This window comes from Streptococcus oralis subsp. tigurinus, assembly GCF_002356415.1.
Classification (GTDB): domain Bacteria; phylum Bacillota; class Bacilli; order Lactobacillales; family Streptococcaceae; genus Streptococcus; species Streptococcus oralis_F.
Genome location: NZ_AP018338.1, coordinates 1,651,273 through 1,676,068, shown reverse-complemented (window position 1 = coordinate 1,676,068; position 24,796 = coordinate 1,651,273). Strand labels below are relative to the sequence as shown.

At 41.9% G+C, this 24,796-nt stretch carries 23 protein-coding genes; 15 read left to right on the top strand and 8 right to left on the bottom strand.

The window, feature by feature from the left end:
• Window positions 1-49: 49 nt before the first annotated feature.
• From STO1_RS08535 to STO1_RS08520, 4 genes are all read right to left on the bottom strand, one after another.
• Complete coding sequence (locus tag STO1_RS08535; RefSeq protein WP_096422825.1) at window positions 50-961, bottom strand: PTS system mannose/fructose/sorbose family transporter subunit IID; 912 nt, start codon at window positions 959-961, stop codon at window positions 50-52.
• A gap of 14 nt (window positions 962-975) precedes the next feature.
• Window positions 976-1,788 carry a PTS mannose/fructose/sorbose transporter subunit IIC gene (locus STO1_RS08530; RefSeq protein WP_001280325.1) on the bottom strand — a complete coding sequence of 271 codons (813 nt, stop codon included), beginning with the start codon at window positions 1,786-1,788 and terminating at the stop codon, window positions 976-978.
• A 74-nt stretch (window positions 1,789-1,862) separates the two neighbouring features.
• Window positions 1,863-2,852 carry a PTS sugar transporter subunit IIB gene (locus STO1_RS08525; protein ID WP_007522453.1) on the bottom strand — a complete coding sequence of 330 codons (990 nt, stop codon included), beginning with the start codon at window positions 2,850-2,852 and terminating at the stop codon, window positions 1,863-1,865.
• Between the two features lie 280 nt (window positions 2,853-3,132).
• Window positions 3,133-3,945 carry a Cof-type HAD-IIB family hydrolase gene (locus STO1_RS08520; protein ID WP_007522452.1) on the bottom strand — a complete coding sequence of 271 codons (813 nt, stop codon included), beginning with the start codon at window positions 3,943-3,945 and terminating at the stop codon, window positions 3,133-3,135.
• A 186-nt stretch (window positions 3,946-4,131) separates the two neighbouring features.
• Between STO1_RS08520 and STO1_RS08515 the strand changes: the two genes are divergently transcribed.
• The 7 genes from STO1_RS08515 (at window position 4,132) to STO1_RS08485 (ending at window position 11,363) form a co-directional block, all read left to right on the top strand.
• Window positions 4,132-5,550, top strand: a complete 1,419-nt coding sequence (locus STO1_RS08515; RefSeq protein ID WP_007522449.1) for an NCS2 family permease — start codon at window positions 4,132-4,134, stop codon at window positions 5,548-5,550.
• A gap of 54 nt (window positions 5,551-5,604) precedes the next feature.
• A complete protein-coding gene (locus tag STO1_RS08510) occupies window positions 5,605-6,312 on the top strand; it encodes a CPBP family intramembrane glutamic endopeptidase (protein WP_096422823.1) in 708 nt (235 codons plus the stop codon).
• Between the two features lie 75 nt (window positions 6,313-6,387).
• Window positions 6,388-7,362 (top strand): dihydropteroate synthase, encoded by a 975-nt coding sequence (folP, locus tag STO1_RS08505; RefSeq protein WP_172843653.1) that lies wholly within the window; start codon window positions 6,388-6,390, stop codon window positions 7,360-7,362.
• 1 nt (window position 7,363) lies between these two features.
• Window positions 7,364-8,665 (top strand): bifunctional folylpolyglutamate synthase/dihydrofolate synthase, encoded by a 1,302-nt coding sequence (locus STO1_RS08500; protein WP_096422820.1) that lies wholly within the window; start codon window positions 7,364-7,366, stop codon window positions 8,663-8,665.
• A gap of 3 nt (window positions 8,666-8,668) precedes the next feature.
• Complete coding sequence (folE, locus tag STO1_RS08495; RefSeq protein WP_000380916.1) at window positions 8,669-9,223, top strand: GTP cyclohydrolase I FolE; 555 nt, start codon at window positions 8,669-8,671, stop codon at window positions 9,221-9,223.
• A gap of 42 nt (window positions 9,224-9,265) precedes the next feature.
• Window positions 9,266-10,087, top strand: coding sequence for a 2-amino-4-hydroxy-6-hydroxymethyldihydropteridine diphosphokinase (gene folK / locus STO1_RS08490; RefSeq protein ID WP_084853084.1), 822 nt, complete (start codon window positions 9,266-9,268; stop codon window positions 10,085-10,087).
• Complete coding sequence (locus tag STO1_RS08485; protein ID WP_084853083.1) at window positions 10,080-11,363, top strand: hypothetical protein; 1,284 nt, start codon at window positions 10,080-10,082, stop codon at window positions 11,361-11,363. The genes folK and STO1_RS08485 overlap by 8 nt, the downstream gene beginning before the upstream one ends.
• A 50-nt stretch (window positions 11,364-11,413) precedes the next feature.
• On the opposite strand, the gene STO1_RS08480 is transcribed toward STO1_RS08485, so the two are convergent.
• On the bottom strand, window positions 11,414-11,731 hold the full coding sequence (locus STO1_RS08480; RefSeq protein ID WP_000886045.1) for a DUF960 domain-containing protein: 318 nt from the start codon (window positions 11,729-11,731) through the stop codon (window positions 11,414-11,416).
• 208 nt (window positions 11,732-11,939) lie between these two features.
• Here STO1_RS08480 and ccpA point away from each other — a divergent pair, with 208 nt between their 5' ends.
• The gene (gene ccpA / locus STO1_RS08475; protein WP_084853082.1) at window positions 11,940-12,950 is read left to right on the top strand and encodes a catabolite control protein A; all 1,011 of its coding nucleotides are present in this window, start codon (window positions 11,940-11,942) and stop codon (window positions 12,948-12,950) included.
• Between the two features lie 52 nt (window positions 12,951-13,002).
• Here ccpA and STO1_RS08470 read toward each other — a convergent pair whose 3' ends face one another.
• A complete protein-coding gene (locus tag STO1_RS08470; protein ID WP_084853081.1) occupies window positions 13,003-13,965 on the bottom strand; it encodes an asparaginase in 963 nt (320 codons plus the stop codon).
• Window positions 13,966-14,030: 65 nt separating this feature from the next.
• Between STO1_RS08470 and STO1_RS08465 the strand changes: the two genes are divergently transcribed.
• Window positions 14,031-15,425 (top strand): Cof-type HAD-IIB family hydrolase, encoded by a 1,395-nt coding sequence (locus tag STO1_RS08465; RefSeq protein ID WP_045616504.1) that lies wholly within the window; start codon window positions 14,031-14,033, stop codon window positions 15,423-15,425.
• A gap of 522 nt (window positions 15,426-15,947) precedes the next feature.
• Window positions 15,948-18,026, top strand: a complete 2,079-nt coding sequence (locus STO1_RS08460; protein WP_096422818.1) for a CAP domain-containing protein — start codon at window positions 15,948-15,950, stop codon at window positions 18,024-18,026.
• Between the two features lie 123 nt (window positions 18,027-18,149).
• Here the strand turns inward: STO1_RS08460 and STO1_RS08455 are convergent, their stop codons facing one another.
• Window positions 18,150-18,602 (bottom strand): universal stress protein, encoded by a 453-nt coding sequence (locus STO1_RS08455; protein WP_000079164.1) that lies wholly within the window; start codon window positions 18,600-18,602, stop codon window positions 18,150-18,152.
• Between the two features lie 244 nt (window positions 18,603-18,846).
• Here STO1_RS08455 and STO1_RS08450 point away from each other — a divergent pair, with 244 nt between their 5' ends.
• Both STO1_RS08450 and rpmH read left to right on the top strand, forming a co-directional pair.
• Complete coding sequence (locus STO1_RS08450; RefSeq protein ID WP_084938916.1) at window positions 18,847-20,061, top strand: pyridoxal phosphate-dependent aminotransferase; 1,215 nt, start codon at window positions 18,847-18,849, stop codon at window positions 20,059-20,061.
• Window positions 20,062-20,205: 144 nt separating this feature from the next.
• The gene (gene rpmH, locus STO1_RS08445; protein WP_000831905.1) at window positions 20,206-20,340 is read left to right on the top strand and encodes a 50S ribosomal protein L34; all 135 of its coding nucleotides are present in this window, start codon (window positions 20,206-20,208) and stop codon (window positions 20,338-20,340) included.
• A gap of 199 nt (window positions 20,341-20,539) precedes the next feature.
• Here the strand turns inward: rpmH and STO1_RS08440 are convergent, their stop codons facing one another.
• Window positions 20,540-22,384 (bottom strand): APC family permease, encoded by a 1,845-nt coding sequence (locus tag STO1_RS08440; RefSeq protein ID WP_096422816.1) that lies wholly within the window; start codon window positions 22,382-22,384, stop codon window positions 20,540-20,542.
• Window positions 22,385-22,535: 151 nt separating this feature from the next.
• Between STO1_RS08440 and STO1_RS08435 the strand changes: the two genes are divergently transcribed.
• The 3 genes from STO1_RS08435 to STO1_RS08425 all read left to right on the top strand — a co-directional run bounded on the left by STO1_RS08435 (window position 22,536) and on the right by STO1_RS08425 (window position 24,783).
• Window positions 22,536-23,309, top strand: coding sequence for a TatD family hydrolase (locus STO1_RS08435; RefSeq protein WP_000575641.1), 774 nt, complete (start codon window positions 22,536-22,538; stop codon window positions 23,307-23,309).
• A complete protein-coding gene (gene rnmV, locus STO1_RS08430; protein ID WP_096422814.1) occupies window positions 23,309-23,872 on the top strand; it encodes a ribonuclease M5 in 564 nt (187 codons plus the stop codon). Before STO1_RS08435 ends, rnmV begins: the two co-directional genes overlap by 1 nt.
• Before the next feature lie 203 nt (window positions 23,873-24,075).
• Window positions 24,076-24,783, top strand: a complete 708-nt coding sequence (locus tag STO1_RS08425; RefSeq protein WP_096422812.1) for a dimethyladenosine transferase — start codon at window positions 24,076-24,078, stop codon at window positions 24,781-24,783.
• Window positions 24,784-24,796: the final 13 nt, after the last annotated feature.

The window sequence follows — 24,796 nt, the reverse complement described above, 5'->3', positions numbered from 1 at the left end:
CAGGTAATAAACCTGATTCTTTTTTTATCTATATTCTCGATAGCTTGGATTACATGATACCGAAGAAACGAGCTGCGATACCTACTGCAAAGAGAGCAAGGATGATTGCGATTGGTGATACTTTTTTCTTAAGCAACCACATGCAAAGGAAAGTAAGGAGAAGTCCCATCAATCCTGGAATCAATGAGTCCAACTGACCTTGAAGCGTTTGTGGTTGAACTCTATCTAGGCTCATACCACTAAGCGCTTGACCAAGAATGCCCTTCAACTCAGCTCCTGTAACAGGACCTTCTGGGAAGTTGATGTAGGCACCTTCTGACAATTGTTTGCCTGGAAGGTTGATAGTGAAGTTGATGGATACCCAACGTTGTACAAGAACGGCAAGGATGAACATACCAAGGATAGATGCACCCTTAGTGATGTCTTTCAAGATACCACCTGACATGTCTTTAGTGATTTCAGATCCAGCCTTGTAACCAAACTCTTGTGTATACCAAAGGAATGACATACGGATTGCATTCCATCCAAAGAAGAAGAGAAGTGGTCCAACGATGTTACCAGTTGCAGCAAGTGATGCACCAAGGGCACCAAGGATCGGACGAACTGTAAACCAGAAGACTGGGTCACCGATACCAGCAAGAGGTCCCATCATACCGATCTTAACACCTTGGATAGCAGCGTCATCGATTTCTGTACCGTTTGCGCGTTCTTCTTCAAGTGCAAGAGTAACCCCCATGATTGGAGCAGCTACGTATGGGTGAGTGTTGAAGAACTCAAGGTGGCGCTCAAGAGCAGCAGCTTGGTCTTCTTTTTTAGTGTAAAGTTTCTTGATAGCTGGGATCAAAGAGTAAGCCCAACCCAAGTTTTGCATACGTTCGTAGTTCCATGAACCTTGAAGGAATTGTGAACGCCACCAAACTTTTTGGCGATCTGATTTTGATAATTGAATTTTTTCAGCCATGATTGTTCCCCTTTCTAGTAGTCTTCTAGGATATCACCGATTGGATCGTTAGAAGTTGCAGCTCCTCCGCCACCGTTTCCACCTTGTTTAGAAAGGTTGAGGTAGATGAAGGCAAGGGCAACACCGATGACACCAAGGGCAATCAAAGTCAATTGAGAGATTGCTGCAAGAGCAAAACCGATAGCGAAGAATGGCCATACTTCACGAGTTGCCATCATATTGATAACCATAGCGTAACCAACGGCAACGACCATAGCACCACCGACAGCCATACCACCATTCAACCATTCTGGCATTAGGCCAAGAGCGTCTTGAACAGCAGAAGCAGGGATAGCGATAAGGAAGGCTGCAGGGATAGCGATACGAAGACCTTGAAGAACAAGGGCAAAGTAGTGAGCGCGTTCAACAGCCGCAATGTTTCCTTCTTTTGCAGCTGCGTCAGCTGAGTGAACTAAGGCAACTGAGATTGTACGAACAATCATTGTCAAGAAAAGTCCGGCTACGGCAAGAGGGATAGCTGTGGCTGTTGCGACGGCGATACCTTCGGTAGTAAAGTTACCACCTTTGATCAAGATGATCGCTGCGGCAACAGATGCAAGAGCAGCGTCAGGAGCTACGGCAGCTCCGATGTTAGCCCAACCAAGGGCGATCATTTGAAGAGATCCACCAAGCATAACACCTGCTTCGAGGTTACCTGTTACAAGTCCGATAAGGGTACATGCGACGATTGGTTGATGGAATTGGAATTGGTCGAGGATACCTTCAAGACCTGCAAGGAAGGCAACAACTACAACCAAGATAGCAGAAATGATTGAAATATCTGACATGGTTTTATTCCTTTTCTATTTAATTATATAAAGTGTAAAATCTTTCTTCTAAGAGTTCGAGAGAAGATTCTAAATTATTGAACGTTCGCTTTGTTAATCAAGTCAAACAAATCTTTTTTCGTGTCATTTGGTACTTTACGTACGTCAAATTCAACACCGAGGTCACGCATTTTTTCAAATGTTGCAACATCATCTTTGTCCATAGACAAGACGTTATTGATCATTGTTTTACCTGTTGAGTGGGCCATAGAACCAACGTTAAGGGTCTTGATTGGCACGCCACCTTCGATGGCACGAAGGGCATCTTGGGGTGTTTCAAACAAGATAAGAGCATGTGTGTTACCAAAACGAGGGTCTTTTGCAACCTCAATCAATTTTTTGATTGGGACAACGTTGGCTTTTACTCCGTTAGGAGCTGCTTGTTTGATCAATTCTTTACGCAATTCGTCGTTTGCAACGTTATCTGATGCAACGATGATACGGTCTGCTTTTGAATCTGGTGTCCAAGCAGTTGCGACTTGTCCGTGAAGAAGACGTGTGTCAAGACGGGCAAGATTGATTTTCAATTTACCGTCTCCGATAACAGTTCCTTCTGGGATAGCAGCTTGGGTAACTGGAGCAGCTGCAGCAGTTGCAACTTCCTCAACTGGGTTAAGCTCTTCTGGAAGAGCCTTGATGCCATCTTTGGCTTCTGTAATGATATTCGCAGCGACTTTATCCACACCTGCATTCGCGTCCATAAGGCGCTCTGTGTAGGCTTGGATCAACATCGGCAAGTTAAGCCCTGTGATGATGGCAAATTTACGCTCAGGGTTTTCTCCCATCACGCGGCTAGCTTGGTTGAACGGAGATCCACTCCAAAGGTCAGCCAATACTAGAACCTCATCTTCTGCGTCAAATGCAGCCACAGCGTTGTTGAATTTAGCGTAAAGATCATCTGGACCTTCATTTGGCATAAAGGTTACAACTTGAACCTTTTCTTGTTCACCAAAGATCATAGATCCTGACTGATGAATACCCGCAGCAAATTCGCCGTGGCTCGCAATAATGATTCCGATACTCATTATTGTCATTCCTCCTTTTAAAATGTTTGACTTATAGGTTTCCTAAAAACCTCAGACGTACCTAGTATAAATCGTTTTCATATAAAAATCAACTACTTTTTCGAAAATTGTAAAAGTTTTCAATGAAAACAGGCTTACAAAATGTTAATATATAAATAAGTTCAAGAAATATATGAAAATAGCAATAGAAAATTTAATATAAAAATACTGAAAATGAGTGACCTTTATGAAAATAGAATGAAAATAAAAAGGAAAGATTGCAGGATAGCAATCTTCCTTTTTATAGGAATAAATTTTGTAAAGCGTGGGCTACCCCGTCTTCTTCATTGGTTAGAGGAAGTTGTTCGTCTGCATATGGAATGAGAGAAGGATTGGCGTTTTTCATAGCATATCCCTTGCCTGCAAATGCCAACATTTCCGTATCATTATGTTCATCACCAAAGGCGATTAAGTCTTTTTTATCACGATTCATAACATTGAGCAAGTACTCTAGAGCAAAGGCTTTGTTTACACCCTTGGGAGTACACTCGAGGATGTTGAGTGGCCCACCCCAGGTGTTGATAGCTAGTTGGTGCTGATAAAAACGATTCATCTCGTCCGCTAGAGCGTATTTGTCCTCAACCCTTGTTTGCAAGAGAATGCAGTTAGGATTCTTGGTTACTCGTTCGGGTTTGAATTGATTTTCTGGTTGGAAGTTCTCTACGCCAAATAGTTTAGGGTCCGCAATTTCTTCATTTGGAGCTGTAATGTAAAATTTCTTACGGTATTCTCCTGCAATAAAGTCGGCCTGAATATCCTCTTTACGTTTGACCATATCTAGGAGATATTTTTTGTCCAAGGTTAAGCATCTTTCGTGCTCCCAAGCCTGTCCTGGTAGATGGGTAAGGGAACCATTAAAGTTAATCATAGGAGTATGTAGCTCTAGTTCGCGGTAGAAGTCTTTTGCCATGCGATACGGACGCCCCGTCGTGATGATAACATGGTGCCCTTTTTCTGAAATTTTTTTGATTGTCTCTTTGGTAAAATCGGAGAGCTTGCTTTCGCTATTGAGCAAGGTTCCGTCCAAATCGACTGCAATAATTTTTTTTGTCATATAAACCTTCCTAGTAGATTCCAGATAAGATGTCTACTATTATATCAAAAAGAAAGAAGAAAAACAGACTCAAAACAAAAAATAAAAATTTCATTTTGTTAAATAATTCAAACAAACATATTGAAAAGGTGAATGATAAATGATATAATACTCATATTGTTCGTAAAAAACAAAAGGAGATTTATGATGGACAAACTATTTAAACTAAAAGAGAACGGAACAGACGTTCGTACGGAGGTTCTCGCTGGTTTAACAACTTTCTTTGCAATGAGTTACATTCTCTTTGTAAACCCACAAATGCTTGCGCAGACAGGGATGCCTGCTCAAGGTGTCTTCCTAGCAACGATTATTGGTGCGGTAGCTGGTACTCTGATGATGGCCTTCTATGCGAACCTGCCATACGCTCAAGCACCAGGTATGGGACTCAATGCCTTCTTTACCTTTACAGTCGTATTTGGACTTGGTTATTCATGGCAAGAGGCCTTGGCTATGGTCTTTATCTGTGGGATTATTTCACTAATCATTACCTTAACAAATGTTCGGAAAATGATCATTGAGTCAATTCCAAACGCTCTTCGTTCTGCGATTTCAGCAGGTATCGGTGTCTTTCTTGCTTATGTAGGGATTAAGAATGCTGGCCTTTTGAAATTCTCTATCGATCCAGGAAATTATACAGTTGCCGGTGAAGGTGCTGATAAGGCGCAAGCAGCCATTACAGCAAATTCTTCAGCAGTTCCAGGCTTGGTTAGCTTTAATAATCCGGCTGTTTTAGTGGCTATTGCAGGTTTGGCGATTACGATTTTCTTTGTTATTAAGGGTATCAAGGGAGGAATCATCCTTTCTATTCTAACAACGACAGTTCTTGCTATCGCTGTTGGTTTGGTTGATGTATCAAGCATTGATTTTTCTAATAACCATGTAGGTGCAGCCTTTGAAGATTTGAAGACAATCTTTGGTGCAGCACTTGGCTCACAAGGATTGGGTGCTTTAATCTCAGACACTGCTCGTCTACCGGAAACACTTATGGCTATTCTGGCCTTCTCGTTGACAGATATTTTTGACACAATTGGTACTTTGATCGGTACAGGTGAAAAAGTCGGTATCGTAGCAACAAATGGTGAAAATCACCAATCAGATAAGTTAGATAAGGCTCTTTACTCTGACTTGATTGGTACTTCAATTGGTGCCATCGCAGGTACTTCAAACGTAACGACTTATGTCGAGTCTGCTGCTGGTATTGGTGCAGGTGGACGTACTGGATTAACTGCCTTAGTGGTTGCGATTTGTTTTGCAATTTCAAGTTTCTTTAGTCCACTTTTGGCAATTGTTCCATCAGCTGCGACGGCTCCAATTTTGATTATCGTTGGGATTATGATGCTTGGTAGTTTGAAAAACATCCATTGGGATGATATGGCTGAAGCTGTCCCTGCCTTCTTTACATCTATCTTCATGGGATTCAGCTACTCTATCACACAAGGGATTGCAGTTGGTTTCTTGACTTATACGTTAACAAAAGTTGTCAAAGGTCAAGCAAAGGACGTGCACGCGATGATTTGGATTTTGGATGCCTTGTTTATCCTTAACTATATCAGTATGGCGCTATAAATGATATAATAGAAAAAGGGGAGTCTCCCCTTTTTAATTATAAGGAGGTACATCATGAAAGATAAGACGATTTGGCAAGAGGTTTTAAACAGAGGGAAATGGGTGATTATCCTTTTGGTAGCTTTTGTTCTATCTCAATTTCCCATAGGACTTGCTTTGTTTTTAGCAAACAAACAGTTTCCAATTTTACAGTCAGGTCTCTTAGTAGGTGCCCTATCCATAGTCGTTTTGATTGTATTCATTATTGGTGCACGAAAAACACAACTTGCTACTTTTAATCTATCCTTTTTTAAGGCAAAAGACTTGGCTCGCTTGGTACTGAGTTATCTAGTGATTTTTGCGACAAATCTCTTGGGTTCACTCCTGCTTCGACTAACAAATGAGGCAACAACCAATAACCAATCAATACTGAATGGTTTGGTTCAGAATAGTTCCTTGATTTCAACTTTCTTTCTACTAGTCTTGATTGCGCCGATTTGTGAAGAAATTTTGTGTCGTGGAATTATTCCCCAAAAGATCTTCCGTGGAAAAGAAAAACTTGGCTTTGTTGTTGGTGCAATCGTCTTTGCCTTGCTCCATACGCCAACCAATCTGCCTTCTGTGATTATTTATGGAGGAATGTCAACGGTTTTGACTTGGACAGCCTATAAGACTGAGCGTTTGGAGATGTCCATTTTACTTCATATGATTCTCAATGGTATTGCATTTTGTTTGTTGGCCTTATTGGTATTGATTAGTAGAAATCTAGGCCTATCATTCTAAGCCATTGACCTACTTGGAAAAGATGAATACTAGCGTGTCCATCTTTTTCTTTTTATGGTAAAATAGAGAGATAATATGGTAAAGAACCTTAAGGGAGTAACCGTTATGTCCAATAAAGTCAACCACGTAAAAACAGCCATTTGCGGCATTATCAATGTAACCCCAGATTCCTTTTCGGATGGTGGGCAGTTTTTTGCTCTTGAGCAGGCGCTCCAGCAAGCCCGTAAATTGATAGCAGAAGGAGCGTGCATGCTCGATATCGGTGGAGAATCGACTCGGCCGGGCAGTAGCTATGTTGAGATAGAAGAGGAAATCCAGCGTGTTGTTCCAGTGATTAAAGCTATCCGTGAGGAAAGTGATGTCCTCATTTCTATCGATACATGGAAAAGTCAGGTGGCAGAGGCTGCTTTGGCTGCTGGTGCCAATCTGGTAAATGACATCACGGGTCTTATGGGTGATGAAAAAATGGCGGATGTGGTTGCTAAGGCTGGAGCAAAAGTGGTTATCATGTTTAATCCAGTTATGGCTCGACCTCAGCACCCTAGTTCACTCATATTTCCTCATTTTGGTTTTGGGCAAGCTTTTACAGAAGAAGAGTTAGCTGACTTTGAAAAAGTGCCAATCGAAGACTTGATGGAGGCTTTCTTTGAACGTGCTCTAGCGAGAGCGGAGGAAGCTGGAATTGCAAGAGAAAACATTTTGCTGGATCCAGGGATTGGCTTTGGTCTCACCAAGAAGGAAAATCTACTCCTTCTACGGGACCTTGATAAATTACACCAGCAAGGATATCCGATCTTTCTTGGAGTTTCGCGTAAGCGGTTTGTCATTAATATCCTGGAGGAAAATGGCTTTGAAGTCAATCCTGAAACGGAAGTCGGTTTCCGCAATCGGGACACAGCTTCGGCTCATGTAACCAGTATCGCTGCGAGACAGGGTGTAGAAGTGGTGCGCGTGCACGATGTAGCCAGTCACAGGATGGCGGTTGAAATTGCGTCAGCTATTCGATTGGCAGATGATGCAGAAAATCTAGATTTAAAACAATATAAATAAGATGAACGAAATTCAAAACAATCAATGGATTGCCCACTACCGGACGGACCAACCGCATTTTGGCTTGGAACGCATGGTAGAACTCCTAGCTCTGCGAGGCAATCCCCATCTCAAACTCAAGGTCATCCATATCGGAGGGACCAACGGCAAGGGGTCTACCATTGCTTTTTTGAAAAAGATGCTGGAAAAGCTAGGACTGAGAGTTGGGGTGTTCAGCTCGCCCTATCTCATTCATTATACGGATCAGATTAGCATTAATGGGGAATCCATTCCCGAGGCTAGGCTAGAAGCCCTCATGGCAGACTATCAGTCTTTGCTTGAGGGAGAATCTGCTGACAATTTGCAGGGAACAACTGAGTTTGAGATTATCACAGCTTTAGCTTATGATTACTTTGCCTCAGAGCTAGTAGATGTGGCTATCATGGAAGTCGGCATGGGTGGCCTTCTGGATAGTACCAATGTTTGCCAGCCCATTTTAACAGGCATCACAACCATTGGACTGGATCATGTAGCCCTACTTGGTGACACCTTGGAAGCCATAGCAGAGCAGAAAGCTGGTATTATCAAACAAGATATTCCTTTGGTGACAGGTCGCATTGCTCCAGAAGCCTTGGCTGTTATCGACCATATGGCAGAAGTTAAACATGCACCGAGACTTGTCTATGGGAGTGATTATCAAGTCAGTCATCAAGAAAGTGTGGTGACAGGCGAAATCTTTGACTATACTAGTTCTGTCAGACAAGGTTGCTTTCAAACAGGTCTGATTGGTTTACATCAGATCGAGAATGCGGGGATGGCGCTTGCCCTCCTAGACACTTATTGCCAGGAGACTGGGCGAGAATTTGCAAGTAATGCCTTGGTTGCTCAAGCTCTTGAGGAAACCAGTTGGCCGGGGCGTTTGGAGGTCGTGTCTAGAGACCCATTGTTGCTTTTGGATGGAGCCCACAATCCCCATGCTATCAAGGCTTTATTGGCAACCTTGCAAGAACGCTTTGCGGATTATCATAAGGAAATCCTCTTTACGTGTATTAAAACCAAGGCCTTGAATGATATGCTGGATTTACTAGAGACGATGCCAGATAGTCAATTGACTTTAACCCATTTTGACGATAGTCGGGCGACGGATGAAAGCGTGCTGAAAGAGACAGCCAAGTCTAGAAATCTTAATTACCAAAGTTGGCAGGATGTTCTAGAGCAGAAATTGACAGATAAAAATGAAGAGAAAAAAACAGTTAGGATTGTCACGGGTTCCTTGTATTTCTTGAGCCAAGTGAGAGCCTACCTAATGGAGAGGAATAACTAGAGAATGGATACACAAAAAATTGAAGCAGCTGTAAAAATGATTATCGAGGCTGTAGGAGAGGACGCTAATCGTGAGGGCTTGCAGGAAACGCCTGCTCGTGTAGCTCGTATGTACCAAGAAATTTTTTCAGGTCTTGGCCAAACTGCGGAGGAACATTTGTCAAAATCCTTTGAGATTATCGACGATAATATGGTGGTGGAGAAGGATATCTTTTTCCACACCATGTGTGAACACCACTTCTTGCCCTTCTATGGGAGAGCGCACATTGCCTATATTCCAGATGGACGTGTGGCAGGTTTGTCCAAGCTAGCCCGCACAGTTGAAGTTTATTCTAAAAAACCACAGATTCAAGAACGGTTGAATATTGAAGTGGCCGATGCCTTGATGGACTATCTGGGTGCTAAAGGAGCCTTTGTTGTCATTGAGGCTGAGCATATGTGTATGAGCATGCGTGGGGTCAGAAAACCAGGCACGGCAACCTTGACGACAGTCGCTCGTGGTCTATTTGAAACAGATAAGGACCTCCGAGACCAGGCTTATCGTTTAATGGGACTATAAAAAGAATCCGCTTCATGCGGATTTTTCTAGAAAGGACTAGTTATGGATCAACTGCAGATAAAAGATTTGGAAATTTTTGCTTATCATGGTCTTTTCCCTAGTGAGAAGGAATTGGGGCAGAAGTTTGTTATTTCCGCAAGCTTATCCTATGATATGACCAAGGCGGCGACAGAATTGGATTTGACAGCTTCTGTCCATTACGGAGAACTGTGCCAGCAGTGGACGACTTGGTTTCAGGAAACGAGTGAGGACTTGATTGAAACGGTAGCCTACAAACTAGTTGAACGTACCTTTGAGACTTATCCTCTTGTCCAAGAGATTGAGTTGGAACTAAAAAAACCTTGGGCTCCAGTGCATTTACCGTTGGATACCTGCTCGGTAACCATTCACCGTCGTAAGCAACGGGCCTTTATAGCTCTAGGAAGCAATATGGGGGACAAGCAAGCAAACTTGGAACAAGCCATTGACAAACTGCGAGTTCGTGGCATCCATATTCTCAAGGAGTCCAGTGTTTTGACGACGGAGCCTTGGGGTGGTGTGGAGCAGGATAGCTTTGCCAATCAGGTGATTGAAGTAGAAACCTGGTTACCAGCATCAGTCTTGTTAGAAACATTATTAGCCATCGAGTCAGAAATGGGGCGGGTGAGAGAAGTGCATTGGGGGCCTCGTTTGATTGATTTGGACCTACTCTTTGTGGAGGACCAGATCATTTACACAGACGAACTCATCTTGCCTCATCCTTATATAGCAGAACGCCTCTTTGTCCTTGAGCCGTTAGTGGAAATAGCTCCCCATTTTATTCATCCAATCTTAAAACAACCAATTCGTTACTTGGTTGACCAGTTGGAGCAAGGAAATGCCTAAGCTTTCCGAGACCTATAGCAAGTGGAAGAGTATCGGGGAGGGACTACTTGCTATTGTTTTAGGGCTTCTATTGATTCGTTTTGGACAAGTTATTCCGCGAATGGGATACCAGTTGCTGATGGGCTACTTTTCCTTGTCAGCAGTTTGGCACTTGTTGACTCGCTGGTTTCAGGATAAAAAACGTCGGGAAAATATCTTTGTAATCTTGGGCAAGCTGGTGGTAGCAGCTCTCGTGTTTGACTCTATCATTTTGCAAGACCTTGCCCTCTATCTCTTGGTCTTTATCATTGCGAGCTACCAACTGTTTACGGGCATCATTAGTCTTGTGACCTGGTCTCTCTATCGAAAAAATACTATTCATCCTCGGCTCCATCATCTCTTCGATGCTGTATGGATGATAGGATTCGGGCTTTATAGCATCTCTCCTTTTCACGATGCAGCGAATTTTGAATTGCTCTTGCTTGGGTTTTACTTGCTCATGCTAGGAGCCAGTAGCCTCCGGGATGGTTTCTTTTTTGAAAAGATAGAAAACAATCCCAAGCTGAAACGGCGAATGCGAATGACCTTGCCGATCTTTGTGACGGCTCTGATCCCTATCAGTACCTTGCGTAAATTGAATGAGTGGCTGGCAAATCATGAAAGTCAAGAAGGAGAAGTTCATTCAGAAAGAAAAAACGATCAGACGGTTGATCTGGAAATTTTTGTCCATACCTCAGAAACCTCTTTCTTTCTTGCTATGGGACATGTAGATATTTGTTATCAAGGGAAGGTTATTTCCTATGGTTCCTATGATCCTCACTCGGAGCGTTTATTGGGTATGGTTGGAGACGGTGTTTTGTTTAAGGCCAATCGGGAAAAATACATCGAGCTCTGTAAGAGGGAAAGTCAGAAGACCTTGTTTGCTTATGGCCTGAGTTTGACGGACCAACAGAAAGCAGCTATCCAAGCGCGTTTAGCGGAGATAGAAGACCTGTTAATTCCTTGGGAACCAAGTTCGCAGTTGATGAAAAGAAGAGAGGGAGAGGTAAAGCATACCTACTCCTACCAACTGAAAGAGGAAGCAGATGCGACCCTCTATAAATTCAGCTCATCCGAGTTTAAGACCTACTTTGTTCTCAGTACCAACTGTGTCTTGCTGGCAGACTCTATCGTGGGAAAAGCTGGGACTGATATATTGAGTCCCCAAGGTTTCATTGTGCCAGGGACTTATCAGGATTACCTTGACTTAGAGTATACAAAACCAAACGGTCTAGTTGTTAGTCGCTCTATTTATTAGAAAAAGAAAACTCTAGTTCCTCAGCAGTTTGCGCTGAGAAGCTAGAGTTTTTAAAATAGGTCATTTTCTTCTGGAAGGAGGATGGTTTCTCTGCCGTCCAAGTCTAAAACAAGAACCCTAGGAGGGTAAAGCGGATCGAAAGGATGATTGAAATCAAAATCGATGCTAGTCGGAAGGTGCTGGCTAGAAAAATGGAAGGTGATGGTCCCCTTATTGTTGAGCAGTTGAAACTCAAGTTCTTCTTCTAATTCAAAGACATTTTTCAGAAAATGATCGATAATATACCATAAAGAGTCAATGACATCGTCAGGCAGGCTGGTCACGACGCCAAAACTGGCGGAACGTCTCTGAGTATTTGTAAAAGCCATAAGAGTCCCCTCCCCCTTTTATTTTTCCTTATCATACAGCAAAATATCTCAAAAATCAAGAAATCGTACTCGCTTTTTCAAAATGAGAATGAAGAATGAAATTTTTTCAAAGTTTCTCCTAAAAATACTTGAAAGTGTTTACAATAAGTGATAAAATGGAGTAAGTAGATGCGTGAAAGCGAAATTTTCATTATAGAAAGGAAACGGAATGAACACAGATGATACAGTAACGATTTATGACGTCGCCCGTGAAGCAGGAGTTTCAATGGCAACAGTTAGCCGTGTCGTTAATGGCAACAAGAATGTTAAAGAGAACACTCGAAAAAAAGTCCTAGAAGTGATTGATCGCTTGGACTATCGTCCAAATGCGGTAGCCCGTGGTTTAGCTAGCAAGAAAACAACGACAGTCGGAGTTGTGATCCCTAACATTACCAATGGTTATTTCTCAACGCTTGCTAAGGGGATTGACGACATTGCTGAAATGTACAAGTATAACATTGTCCTTGCAAATAGTGATGAGGATGATGAAAAGGAAGTTTCAGTGGTTAACACTCTCTTTTCAAAACAAGTCGATGGGATTATCTTTATGGGCTATCACTTGACTGAAAAGATTCGTTCAGAATTTTCTCGTTCACGGACACCGGTTGTTCTTGCTGGTACTGTGGATGTCGAACATCAACTTCCAAGTGTAAATATCGACTACAAACAAGCAACGATTGATGCCGTGAGCTACCTTCTCAAAGAAAACGAAAAAATTGCTTTTGTGAGTGGACCACTTGTCGATGATATCAATGGCAAGGTTCGTTTGATCGGTTACAAGGAAGCCTTGAAAAAAGCAGGAATCCCTTATAGCGAGGGATTGGTCTTTGAATCAAAATACAGCTATGACGATGGCTATGCCTTGGCAGAACGCTTGATTTCATCACAAGCTACAGCCGCAGTTGTAACAGGCGATGAATTGGCAGCAGGTGTCCTAAATGGTTTGGCTGACCACGGTGTGTCTGTGCCGGAAGAGTTTGAAATCATTACTAGTGATGATTCACAAATCTCACGCTTTACCCGTCCAAACTTGACAACTATTGCCCAACCTCTTTATGACCTTGGTGCCATCAGTATGCGTATGTTGACGAAGATTATGCACAAGGAAGAGTTGGAAGAACGTGAAGTTCTCTTGCCTCATGGTTTGACAGAGCGTCGTTCAACACGAAAACGGAAATAGAAAAAATCAGGGAATCGTGAAGATTTCCTGATTTTGCTTTCTAGAGTAGGGTTTAGCCTTCCATATAGTCTTTTAAGGCCTGTCCTTTTAATCCAGCATTAAGGGCGATTAATAATTTGAGGCGCGCTTTTTGAGCGTTGAGTTCTTTGACAAAGAAAACACCCGCTCGTTGCAACTGCACTCCTCCACCTTGGTAGGCGTAGACAGGTTCAGCAATACCATTAAAACAACGTGAGATCAAGGCGACTGGGATTCCTTTTTGCAGGAGATTTTCCAACTTTTGAGCTGTTTCTTTGGGAACATTGCCTGCTCCAAAAGCCTGAATGACTAAGCCATCCAGCTGTTCTAAGTCTAACATATCGATCAGCTCGTCTGTCATACCTGCATAGGCTGAGATGATGGGAACTAGACCTTGAATATGCTCGAGATCAAACCGGACACGAGGTTCAGCTGTTTTGAAGTAGAGGATTTCTTGCTTCATGATGAGGCCAAGTGGTCCATGTGTTGGGGTTTGAAAGGTGCTGACGTTGGTCGTATGAGTTTTGGTAACATACTTGGCTGCATGGATCTCATCGTTCATGACGACCAGTACACCCTTGTCGGCCGCTTTATCATCGCTGGCAACTCTCAGAGCGCTCAGATAGTTATAAACACCATCGCTACCAAGTTCGTTTGAACTACGCATGGCCCCTGTTAGAACGATGGGGATAGGCGGGATTTTCATGGTATCAAGGAAGTAAGCTGTTTCTTCTAAGGTATCTGTACCATGTGTGATGACAACTCCATCGTAGTTATCAGCGTCCTCTTTAATCTTATGATAGAGTGCAAGCATATGCTTGGGTTTGATATGAGGGCTTGGCAGATTAAAAAAGTCTAGGGCATGAACCTCAATCCCTTCAAGTGGATTGGAAACATGGTTCATGGGATTGTCCTGACTAGTTACAACGGCACCAGTGGCGTCTGCTTGCATGGAAATAGTCCCACCTGTATGTAAAACAAGGATTTTCTTAGGCATGATTTAGTCACTCTTTCTGAAATGTGGTATAATCATTGTAACACAAAAGGGGAGAATGGGATAGGATGGAAGTCAAGGCTGTTTTTTTTGATATCGATGGAACGCTAGTCAACGATCGCAAGAGTGTTTTGAAATCCACTAAGGACGCGATTAAGATTGTCAAAGAGCAAGGGGTACTTGTTGGAGTAGCGACAGGACGAGGGCCGTTTTTTGTCAAGGAATTGATGGAAGACTTGGACTTGGATTTTGCGGTTACCTACAATGGCCAATACATTTTTAATAAAGAAAAGGTACTCTTTGCAAGTCCGATTGCTAAGTCAAGCCTGCGTCAACTGATTGCTTATGCTAAAAAGGAGCGTAAAGAAATCGCTCTTGGAACCGAGCATGCCGTTGTTGGTTCGAAAATTATGTCATTTGGTCTCGGATCCTTTTCTCAACTGGTTAGTCGTTTTATTCCGACTGTTCTGACAAGAACCGTTAGCCGTTCCTTTAATCGAATGGTCAGCAAGGCAGTTCCTCAAAAGGAAGACGACCTGCTTAACTTGATTAATCAACCCATTTATCAAGTTTTGATGCTGATGACGCCAGAGGAATCTGAGAAGGCAGCAGCTGATTTTGAAGATTTGAAATTAACTCGAAGCAATCCTTTTGCAGCAGATATCATTAACCAAGGAAATTCCAAATTAGAAGGCATTCGCCGAGTCGGGAAAGAATATGGCTTTGATCTCAACCAAGTCATGGCCTTTGGTGATTCAGACAACGATCTGGAAATGTTGGCGGGTGTTGGTATGTCGGTCGCTATGGGGAATGGCAGTAGCAGTGTCAAAGAAGTTGCCAAGCATATTACGGCAAGTAATCAACAAGATGGTATCCACAAGGCGCTCGAGCACTTTGGTGTTTTGGCTTCAGAAAAAGTGTTTGTCAGTCGAGACTACCACTTTAATAAGGTCAAGACCTTCCACCACATGATGGATGAACGAACTCAAGAAGAGCCACAGGCATGGGATGCTGAAGGTGCAACCCACCGCGCAGACTTTAAAATTGAAGAATTAGTGGAGTTTGTTCGTGCAGCAAGTTCTTCGGAGGAAGAATTTCAAAACTCCCTTGCAAGCATGCATGAGGCACTTGATAATGCGGCAGAGAAAGTGGCGAAAAAGACACCTGCTAAGCAAAATCTGGTCGGTCAAGTGGATGCTTTGATTGACACACTGTATTTCACATACGGTAGTTTTGTTTTGATGGGAGTGGATCCAGAACGTATTTTTGATATTGTCCATGAAGCGAATATGGGGAAGGTCTTCCCTGATGGAAAAGCTCATTTTGATCCAGTTACACACAAGATTTTAAAACCAGATGACTGGGAAGAAAAATATGCTCCAGAACCTGCTATTAAACAGGAGCTACAACGTCAGCTTAAGGCTTATGAGCGACATAAGGAAAGAAATAGAAATAAGTCATGAAGCCTTTCTTGGGATAAAAACCAAGAAAGGTTTTTATTGAATCCACATTAATAGAAAACGAACTTTTGTGAATATATCACTAATTATTATTAGCTTTTTTATATAATAAAACGAAATGAAAACGTTTTGAATATTTTCGGAAAGAGAATAAGCAATTATTTCATTTACAAAAAAAGACTAAAAATTATATATTTTAGTATGATATATAATTTTTTGTAGATTTTTATCAAAAAAGGTGAGTCAAATTATTTGATATTTGAAACTTAGTGTGTTAGAATCAATTTAGAGGGCGAATAAATATAAACAGATTTAGACTACTTTAAAACTCTTTGGTAACTTTTATTGTAAGGAGACAAGAAGTTAACATATCTATTTTAGGCCTATAGGTAAGTTGCATTTAAAAAGTTGGTTATTGTTTTGAAGTTGGATTGAGATTCTGTTATATAATTTGTGCACAATTGCTTTCCAAATTTTTATTATTTTAATTTTCAAGTTTAAAAATTAAAGAATTAAGAGGTTGAAATGAAGAAAAAATATACCTATTTGACAGCTTCTGTTTTAACAGCTGTAACAATGCTTCCAACTTTTGCACCAAGTGAAGCTCACGCTGCTTACAATTGGAATGGAAATAATAGTTACTATACAAGAATTAGCCGTCGTTCAAGCAATCGTACTTCTAACCGTACTACTGCAAATCGTAGCCGCACATCAAACTATACTGTAAGAAGTTATGGCTATAACAGTTATTACCCAAGCTATAACTATGGCTACAATAGCTACTATCCAAGCTATAACTATGAATATGGTAGCCATTACCCAAGTTACAACTACGGTTACAATGATTGGAATAACTACTATGGCTATAGTAATGGTTATTATGGCTACAATAACTGGAATAACTATTATGGCGATGATAACAGTAGTAATTACTACGGCTACAACTATTGGAATAATTATTATGGCTATGATAATGGTAGCAACTATTATGGTTACAACTATTGGAATAATTATAACAATCTTGCTAGCGATGAAAACTATATTTACTGGAATGGTAATCACTACTACCGCATGAACGACGGTAGCTACCGTATTTATCGTGACGGTCAGTGGAAACCTTTGACAAACAATAGTAACAACAACTCATCTACTAACAACTTGGAAAACGATCCGCACTATCGTTACGAAAATGGTTACCATTACTATGTATTAGACAATGGTGATTATTACTACTACCAAAATGGTAAGTGGGTCTTGGTGAAAGATTCTGCTGATACAACACCAGCACAACCGGCAACACCTGCTGAACCAAAACCAGAACAACCAACAACTCCGGTTGAGCCAGCACAGCCAAGTCAACCTGAAGTTCCTGCTCCAACACCAGCAGAACCAGAGACTCCAACACCAGCTCCTAGTGATAAACCTGAAGAGCCAACAACACCAGCTGAGCCAAAACCAGAGCAACCAGCAACTCCAAGTGTTGACCTACCAGAAAACCCACCAATTAATGGTGCTGATAGTGAATTTGATCCATTTAAGCCATCAACAGAAACACCAGCAGAACCAAAACCAGAAACACCAGCAACTCCAGCTATCCCAACAACACCAGGTTTGGTAACGACTGATGAACCAAGTGAAAACCAAATCCCTGATTATGTTGAAAAACCAGCTGAAGGATTGGAACACTTGGCTTGGGCACCAAATGGACAAACTCCAAAATTGGTTTACCCACCAGGTAAACCAGGTGATGCAGTCCTCAAGAATGATAAAAACTACTACTTCGACGGTAGTGTACATTACTACTATGTACCATCTAACTCAGAGCGTACAGGTTACTCAGCATACTGGAAGTGGCTTGGAGGAAAATGGAAACTTCAAGGGATGACTGATCCAAACGATCCAGCTCGTGATCCAAAACTTCACGAAAACACTGCTGATGACGAGTACATGTACAGTGACAAGAACTCAAGCGTGAAACTCTATTCAACTAACCTAGTAACAACTGCCAAAGCAGGTCAACCATTACCATTCAAAAATGTTGAAGAATTTAAAAACTATGTCATCGAAAAAATGAATCCTAAGTTCCTTGATAACTCTGGTTGGGATGCTAAAGTTGAGTGGGAAATCGAAGATCCAGAAATCTTTGAGAAGACCAAAGAAAACCCATATGCTAAAGACTATGTCTTGGTCGCAAACCTCAAGAGTGGTGTTGAGGACAAGAAATACAGTGATGTAGAATTTGGTTATGTGAAGTTTATTTACCGCGTTGAAGCGACAAACGATACAAACTATGACTATGTTTCAAAAGCGAAAGAAGCTTTCGTTAAAATCAATGAGACTCGTAAAGCTCAAGGGTTGAAAGAATTGACTTGGTCGGAAGATATTTATCAAAATCAAGCACTTCCAAAAGTAAATGAAATCTCACGTCAGTATGATAGCGCAGGCTTTGTCGGACGTCGTGACGAAGATGCAGCTACTGTTGTTAAAAAATGGGCAAACAGTGGTTTGAGAGAATTGCTTCTTGATCCAAATGTCACAGAAGGGGCTGTAGCCACAGTCGTTGACGGAAACGGTGTATACTACTGGGCCTACAGTTACAAATAATTCGATCTTTTGGAATTGATTACTTTCTAAATAAGACAAAGGCTTTAAATAATTGTTTAAAGCCTTTTTGTGTAGATTAATCAGGGCAAACAAAAAGGAGTTCTAGGCTCCTTTTCTTACTATTTACAATGTTTTTTCACTTTCTCTCACGACCAGCAAATCGACTTTTGCATGGCGGAGAATATATTCAGATGAAGAACCGACTAAGAGGCGTTCAAAGGCATTGAGACCTGTAGCACCAACTAAAATCAAGTCAACATTTTCTGCGTCCGGAATCGTCCGAGCGAGGAGAGTTTTGGGATTTCCCATTTCGATGACGATGTGGATATCCGTTAAACCAGCATCTTTTGCACGCTTTTCATACTCTTTCATCATACTTTCAGCATCGGCTTGGAGTTCTTCGTAAACTTCAGCATCAAAGGTAGATACGCTTTGAAGAGCGCGTGTGTCAATAACATGGACAATGGTGAGCTTGGATTCATTGCGTAGAGCAGTGTAAACACCTTTGACGAAAGCCAAGTCCGCTTCTTTAGAACCATCAATTGCGACCATAACATTTTGGTAACGTTGTGCCATAATGAAACCTCCTGAAATTTTCTTACTTTTATTGTAACCCTTTTCACTAAAGAAGTAAAGTAAAAATCATATTTTAAACCATATTGTTGGTCATAGACTTAGTGCGTATATAGAAATAAAAGAAAAGAGAATTGGTGAGAATTCCCATTGTCCATTTTTTCTTTTACTTCCTTGTTTATGGAAGCTTGTCGCAGCGACTTTCTAGTGGTATAATGTTACTATCCTGACGAATTGAGGAAAAAAGATGAAAGAATTTAACAAATCTAGCAAGCTAGAGCATGTTGCTTATGATATCCGTGGTCCTGTTTTAGAAGAAGCCATGCGTATGCGAGCAAATGGAGAAAAGATTTTACGCCTGAATACAGGGAATCCAGCAGAATTTGGCTTTACAGCGCCAGATGAAGTCATTCATGATTTGATTATGAATGCGCGTGATAGCGAAGGTTACTCTGATTCTAAAGGGATTTTCTCAGCCCGTAAGGCTATCATGCAGTATTGCCAACTGAAGAAATTCCCAAATGTGGATATTGATGATATTTACCTTGGAAATGGTGTCAGTGAGCTGATTGTCATGTCCATGCAGGGGCTTTTGGACAATGGAGATGAGGTCTTGGTGCCTATGCCAGACTATCCTCTCTGGACAGCGGCTGTCAGCCTAGCTGGGGGAAATGCCGTCCACTATATCTGTGATGAAGCTGCAGAATGGTACCCTGATATTGACGATATTAAGTCAAAAATTACTTCCAATACCAAGGCTATTATTCTCATCAATCCGAACAACCCAACTGGAGCCCTTTATCCTAAGGAACTCTTGTTGGAGATTATTGAGATTGCTCGTCAAAACGATTTGATCATCTTTGCAGATGAGATTTATGACCGCATGGTGATGGATGGTCATGTTCATACACCGGTAGCAAGTCTGGCTCCAGATGTCTTCTGCGTCAGCATGAATGGTCTTTCGAAATCCCACCGTATCGCTGGTTTTCGTGTAGGTTGGATGGTCTTATCTGGACCTAAGACCCATGTTAAAGGCTATATCGAAGGGCTCAATATGCTGTCCAATATGCGCCTCTGCTCCAACGTTTTGGCCCAGCAAGTCGTACAAACCTCGCTAGGAGGTCACCAGTCGGTGGACGAATTGCTTCTTCCAGGTGGACGGATCTACGAGCAAAGAAACTTTATCTACAATGCCATTCAAGATATTCCAGGTTTGTCTGCGGTCAAGCCTAAGGCGGGTCTTTACATCTTCCCTAAAATTGACCGCAATATGTACTGCATCGATGATGACGAACAGTTTGTCCTCGATTTCTTGAAGCAAGAAAAGGTTCTTTTGGTTCATGGTCGCGGTTTTAACTGGAAAGAACCAGACCATTTCCGTATCGTTTACCTCCCACGTGTGGACGAATTAGCGCAAATCCAAGAAAAGATGACACGTTTCTTGAGTCAGTATCGTAGATAAGGCTTTCATAGGGAAAAGCAGGAAACATTTACTTAGAGCTATTGACAAATAGGTGAGAATCAGATAGAATAGTAAAGTATGTTTAGTAACTGATCACTTTATAGCCGGCTAAACGAATACAAAATCTATGAGGAGGTATTCATCGTGAAACGTACTTATCAACCAAGTAAACTTCGTCGTGCGCGCAAACACGGATTCCGTAACCGTATGTCAACTAAAAACGGTCGTCGCGTATTGGCAGCTCGTCGTCGTAAAGGACGCAAAGTTTTGGCTGCATAATCCAAACAAATTCAGCAAAGAAGCCAGTAGGAACTCGAGTCTACTGGCTTTTGTTTTGCTCAACAAGTATAGATAGTGAAAGATTCATACATTTCAGTATGAGTTTTGTATCATGGAATAAGTCTCTGATTTATAAGAAAATTTGAGAAGTTCAGATAAAAAAGCTCAAAATCAAAAACAAATGATTTTGAGCTTTTGTTTATTCTTTTAAGTGATAAGAGTAGCTAGCGACAACGACGTCTTCATGCCATCTGAGAGCGTATTTTAGTTTGAGGCTCATTTGATTGTGCAGGATATTTTGCCAAGGCTTGTTAGGGATAAACTGTGGGACGAGGACTGTAACGGTATAGTTTTTTTGCTTAGCTTCTTGGGCGATTCGTTTGACATACTTAACGCTAGGGGTGATGATGTCGCGGTAGCTGGTATTGATATTCTTCAGAGTGATATTTGGGAAGTAGTCGGTAAATTCCTGAAGAATTTCTTGGTCTTTCTCTTCCGTTTCTTTAGTAGAAATGTGCATGGCCAACACTTCGTCACCGATACTTTGAGCGTAGTTGATGGCTCCGATACTTACTCGAGTGACATTTCCTACTAGGACAAGGACAAGGTTACCGTCATAAGTGCGTTTTTCAATTCCTTCGTAGAGTCGTAGTTGTTTTGCCACTTTTTGGTAATGGTTGTGAATGGACAAAAAGAGGAAGGTTAAAACTAGGATAATTGGGAAGAATGGCCAGATATCACCCAGTCTGAAGAGGAGTAAAATGAGGACAATGGCATAACAAATGATGGCCCCAAGGATATTAGCGAAGGCAGATTTTAAGAAGTTTGCTCCTTTTTCCTTTTTCCAATGGCGAATCATCCCAGTCTGAGAAAGGGCAAAGGGAACGAAGACTCCGATAGTATAAAGAGGAATCAAGCGTTCAGTATTCCCATTAAAAATGAGAAGAAGGATCATAGCTCCAAAAGCCAGAGTTAAGATACCGTTGGAGTAGCCAAGGCGATCCCCTTTTTCCATAAAGAGATGGGGCATGTACTTGTTTTTGGCCATATTGTAGGACAGCATAGGGAAGGCTGAAAAGCCAGTATTTGCAGCTACGGCTAGAATCAAGGCTGTCGAGAACTGGAAGAGATAGTAGCTAGCATGACCAAAGAATGAATCACCAAGAATGCCCTTGGCCATTTGCGAGAGGATGGTTTCTCCGTGTTGAGGCGTGATACCCATCCAGTAGTTTAGGAAGGTAATGCCTGCAAAAAGAAATCCTAAAATCAGCGACATGATGGTCAAAGTCTGAGCAGCATTCTTTTCTTTCGGAGTTTTAAAAAATGGTACCGCATTTGAAATAGCTTCAACCCCTGTCAGAGAGGCAGAGCCACTGGTAAAGGCTCTTAGTAGGAGAACGATGGAAAGGCTCGGAACAGTTTGTCCAATGGTTGAAGTTGCCTGATAGTTTAGGGAACCTGTAAACAGTTGAAAGACCCCATAAAGCAAGAGAAAGACGGTACTGAAGATAAAGAGGTAGACGGGAATCATCAGAGAGCTGGCAGATTCTTTCAATCCTCTTAAATTCAAGAGCATGAGCAGGCAGACTAGGAAAATAGAGATATGAAGATTGTAGGGATGGAGGGCAGGTATGGCTGCTGTAATAGCATCAGCTCCAGAAGCGACGGATACGGCTACTGTCAGCATATAGTCAACAAGGAGACTGCCTCCTGCAATCAAGCCCAGTTCAGGGGAGAGGTTTTCCCGAGTGACCATATAAGCCCCTCCACCTTGAGGATAGGCATGAATGATCTGACGATAAGAAATGGTCAAACTAGCGAGGAGTAAAAGGACAAAGATACCGATAGGGAGGCTCCACCAAATAGCGAGAGGAGAGAGGCTGACTAAAACGAGAATGACTTGTTCAGGTCCATAGGCAATAGAAGACAGGGCATCACTGGATAACATTGCAAGTGCCTGCATTTTTCCTAATAAGCCCCCTTCGCTGTCTGTGAGAGACTTGAGTGGCCGACCGATAAAGGTATATTTTAATTTTCTAAACATTTTCTTTTCCTTTACTGAAAATTTCAATAAGTGTTATTATACTGCTTTGAAAAAAGGTAGTCAAGGGAGAACGATTGGTATTAGAATATTTTTACAAGCCGAGGGATGCTATTTTTGGTATAATAGAGGGAAGAAAACGAGGTTAGAAGAGATGATTTTTGATACACACACACACTTAAATGTAGAGGAATTTGCAGGACGTGAAGCCGAAGAAATCTCCTTGGCTGCTGAGATGGGTGTGACACAGATGAATATTGTTGGTTTTGACAAGCCAACCATTGAACGTGCCCTAGAGTTGGCAGATGAGTATGAGCAACTCTACGCGACTATTGGCTGGCATCCGACTGAAGCAGGTACATATACTGACGAGGTCGAGGCTTACTTGCTTGAAAAGCTTAAGCATCCCAAGGTTGTTGCTTTGGGTGAGATTGGTCTGGACTACCATTGGATGACCGCACCTAAGGAAGTGCAGGAGCAGGTTTTTCGTCGTCAGATTCAGTTGTCTAAGGACTTGGATTTGCCTTTTGTGGTCCATACCCGGGATGCGCTGGAAGATACCTATGAGATTATTAAGAGCGAGGGCGTTGGTCCTCGTGGTGGGATTATGCATTCGTTTTCAGGCTCTCTTGAGTGGGCAGAAAAGTTTGTCGAGCTTGGTATGACTATTTCCTTCTCGGGAGTGGTAACCTTTAAGAAAGCGACGGATATCCAAGAAGCTGCTAGAGAACTTCCTTTGGATAAAATACTCGTTGAGACAGATGCGCCTTACTTGGCACCTGTTCCCAAGCGCGGTCGTGAAAACAAGACAGCCTACACCCGCTATGTCGTGGACTTTATCGCGGACTTGCGCGGTATGACGACAGAAGAGTTAGCAGCAGCAACGACTGCAAATGCAGAGCGAATCTTCGGATTGGACAGCAAGTGATGAAAGAAAAAATTTCCCAAGTCATCGTGGTCGAAGGTCGCGATGATACGGCCAATCTCAAACGTTACTTTGATGTAGAGACCTATGAAACACGAGGTTCCGCAATAAATGACCAGGATATAGAACGCATTCAACGCCTGCATGAATTGCATGGAGTCATTGTCTTTACCGATCCAGATTTTAATGGGGAGCGGATTCGGCGTATGATTATGACGGCCATTCCAACGGTGCAGCATGCCTTTCTCAAGCGAGATGAGGCTGCTCCCAAATCCAAGACTAAGGGATGTTCTCTGGGAATCGAACACGCTAGCTATGAGAACCTGAAAACAGCGCTGGCTCAGGTGACAGAGCAATTTGAAAATGAGAACGAATTTGACATCAGTCGTGGTGACTTGATTCGCCTAGGTTTCTTAGCGGGAGCAGACAGTCGTAGGCGCAGAGAGTATCTAGGCGAACAGCTCCGCATCGGCTATTCCAACGGCAAGCAACTCCTTAAGCGCTTAGAGTTGTTTGGCATTAGTCTAGCTGAAGTTGAAGATGCTATGACCAGTTATGAGGATTGAGAAACCGTCCCAAAATGTAGGCGGAATGTGTTACAATAGAAGTGAATAGATTGAGATGCTGGCTGTATGGGAACTGGTGTCCTACCTCATAAGATAGAACTTGAAATTTCTGAAGATATGTTGAAAGTCTATATAGATTTATCTACGGAAGAGGGATGAGTAGAATTCCATATCTTACTTTTAAAAAATTGAAAGGAAACAACATGGCCAATAGAAGCCATATTTACTTAAAAAACGGAGATGAAGCCCGTATTCTAACAGAGGGAATTTACACAATACCTTATTTTTGGCAATTGTTTTGGGATGAAGAAGATTTAAAAGCTCCTATTGCTCTCTGGGAAACAGCAGAAAAACTCGAAGAAGATGAAGAGGAAGCAGAAAAGTTTTACCAAGAGCAGAATGTAGATATCTTACTTTCTATTGAAAAATTCCAGCAAAATGCCTTCCAAAATCGGTCTTTTTTAGAAGAAAATGCCCCGCAAGCCTTGCAACTATATGATGCCTTTGTTCGTTATATTCTTGCAAATGTCAAAGACGGTGATGTGCTTGGATTTGATGTTTTGGATGTAGTTTTTATGAATCAAGTGTCTGTAGTTTCTGATAAACTGTTAAAAAATATCCGAGCTATTCAGGAAAATCAACCAGAAGATTTGGATTTTTCTCTAACGGATAAGAACCTAATTGGCCTTGCTATGGGTTTTCCTGATTATTATGCTTCAGAATTATTGCCAGAAGACAATATTCTAGATTCGGTTGCCTATCAGGATGAATTGAAGAAAATGAACCCCCAAGAAGATAAGAAAGCGCTTGATATGACTGGATCCGATTCAAACAAGCATCGTATTCATTTTGTGTTTTGGATTGTATTGGTACTAGGAATTATATGGGTTCTATATATTGTTTTTAGCTAATAAATAGAAAAGA

Excerpts from the sequence above, each read along its gene's own strand:
- ccpA (WP_084853082.1), top strand. The coding sequence starts at position 11,940 with ATGAACACAGATGATACAGTAACGATTTATGACGTCGCCCGTGAAGCA.
- STO1_RS08535 (WP_096422825.1), bottom strand. The coding sequence starts at position 961 with ATGGCTGAAAAAATTCAATTATCAAAATCAGATCGCCAAAAAGTTTGG.
- STO1_RS08465 (WP_045616504.1), top strand. The coding sequence starts at position 14,031 with ATGGAAGTCAAGGCTGTTTTTTTTGATATCGATGGAACGCTAGTCAAC.
- STO1_RS08425 (WP_096422812.1), top strand. The coding sequence starts at position 24,076 with ATGGCCAATAGAAGCCATATTTACTTAAAAAACGGAGATGAAGCCCGT.
- STO1_RS08460 (WP_096422818.1), top strand. The coding sequence starts at position 15,948 with ATGAAGAAAAAATATACCTATTTGACAGCTTCTGTTTTAACAGCTGTA.
- rnmV (WP_096422814.1), top strand. The coding sequence starts at position 23,309 with ATGAAAGAAAAAATTTCCCAAGTCATCGTGGTCGAAGGTCGCGATGAT.
- folP (WP_172843653.1), top strand. The coding sequence starts at position 6,388 with ATGGTAAAGAACCTTAAGGGAGTAACCGTTATGTCCAATAAAGTCAAC.
- STO1_RS08440 (WP_096422816.1), bottom strand. The coding sequence starts at position 22,384 with ATGTTTAGAAAATTAAAATATACCTTTATCGGTCGGCCACTCAAGTCT.
- STO1_RS08450 (WP_084938916.1), top strand. The coding sequence starts at position 18,847 with ATGAAAGAATTTAACAAATCTAGCAAGCTAGAGCATGTTGCTTATGAT.
- STO1_RS08470 (WP_084853081.1), bottom strand. The coding sequence starts at position 13,965 with ATGCCTAAGAAAATCCTTGTTTTACATACAGGTGGGACTATTTCCATG.
- STO1_RS08485 (WP_084853083.1), top strand. The coding sequence starts at position 10,080 with ATGCCTAAGCTTTCCGAGACCTATAGCAAGTGGAAGAGTATCGGGGAG.
- STO1_RS08500 (WP_096422820.1), top strand. The coding sequence starts at position 7,364 with ATGAACGAAATTCAAAACAATCAATGGATTGCCCACTACCGGACGGAC.
- STO1_RS08435 (WP_000575641.1), top strand. The coding sequence starts at position 22,536 with ATGATTTTTGATACACACACACACTTAAATGTAGAGGAATTTGCAGGA.
- STO1_RS08515 (WP_007522449.1), top strand. The coding sequence starts at position 4,132 with ATGGACAAACTATTTAAACTAAAAGAGAACGGAACAGACGTTCGTACG.
- STO1_RS08530 (WP_001280325.1), bottom strand. The coding sequence starts at position 1,788 with ATGTCAGATATTTCAATCATTTCTGCTATCTTGGTTGTAGTTGTTGCC.
- STO1_RS08525 (WP_007522453.1), bottom strand. The coding sequence starts at position 2,852 with ATGAGTATCGGAATCATTATTGCGAGCCACGGCGAATTTGCTGCGGGT.
- STO1_RS08480 (WP_000886045.1), bottom strand. The coding sequence starts at position 11,731 with ATGGCTTTTACAAATACTCAGAGACGTTCCGCCAGTTTTGGCGTCGTG.
- STO1_RS08520 (WP_007522452.1), bottom strand. The coding sequence starts at position 3,945 with ATGACAAAAAAAATTATTGCAGTCGATTTGGACGGAACCTTGCTCAAT.
- STO1_RS08455 (WP_000079164.1), bottom strand. The coding sequence starts at position 18,602 with ATGGCACAACGTTACCAAAATGTTATGGTCGCAATTGATGGTTCTAAA.
- STO1_RS08510 (WP_096422823.1), top strand. The coding sequence starts at position 5,605 with ATGAAAGATAAGACGATTTGGCAAGAGGTTTTAAACAGAGGGAAATGG.
- folK (WP_084853084.1), top strand. The coding sequence starts at position 9,266 with ATGGATCAACTGCAGATAAAAGATTTGGAAATTTTTGCTTATCATGGT.
- folE (WP_000380916.1), top strand. The coding sequence starts at position 8,669 with ATGGATACACAAAAAATTGAAGCAGCTGTAAAAATGATTATCGAGGCT.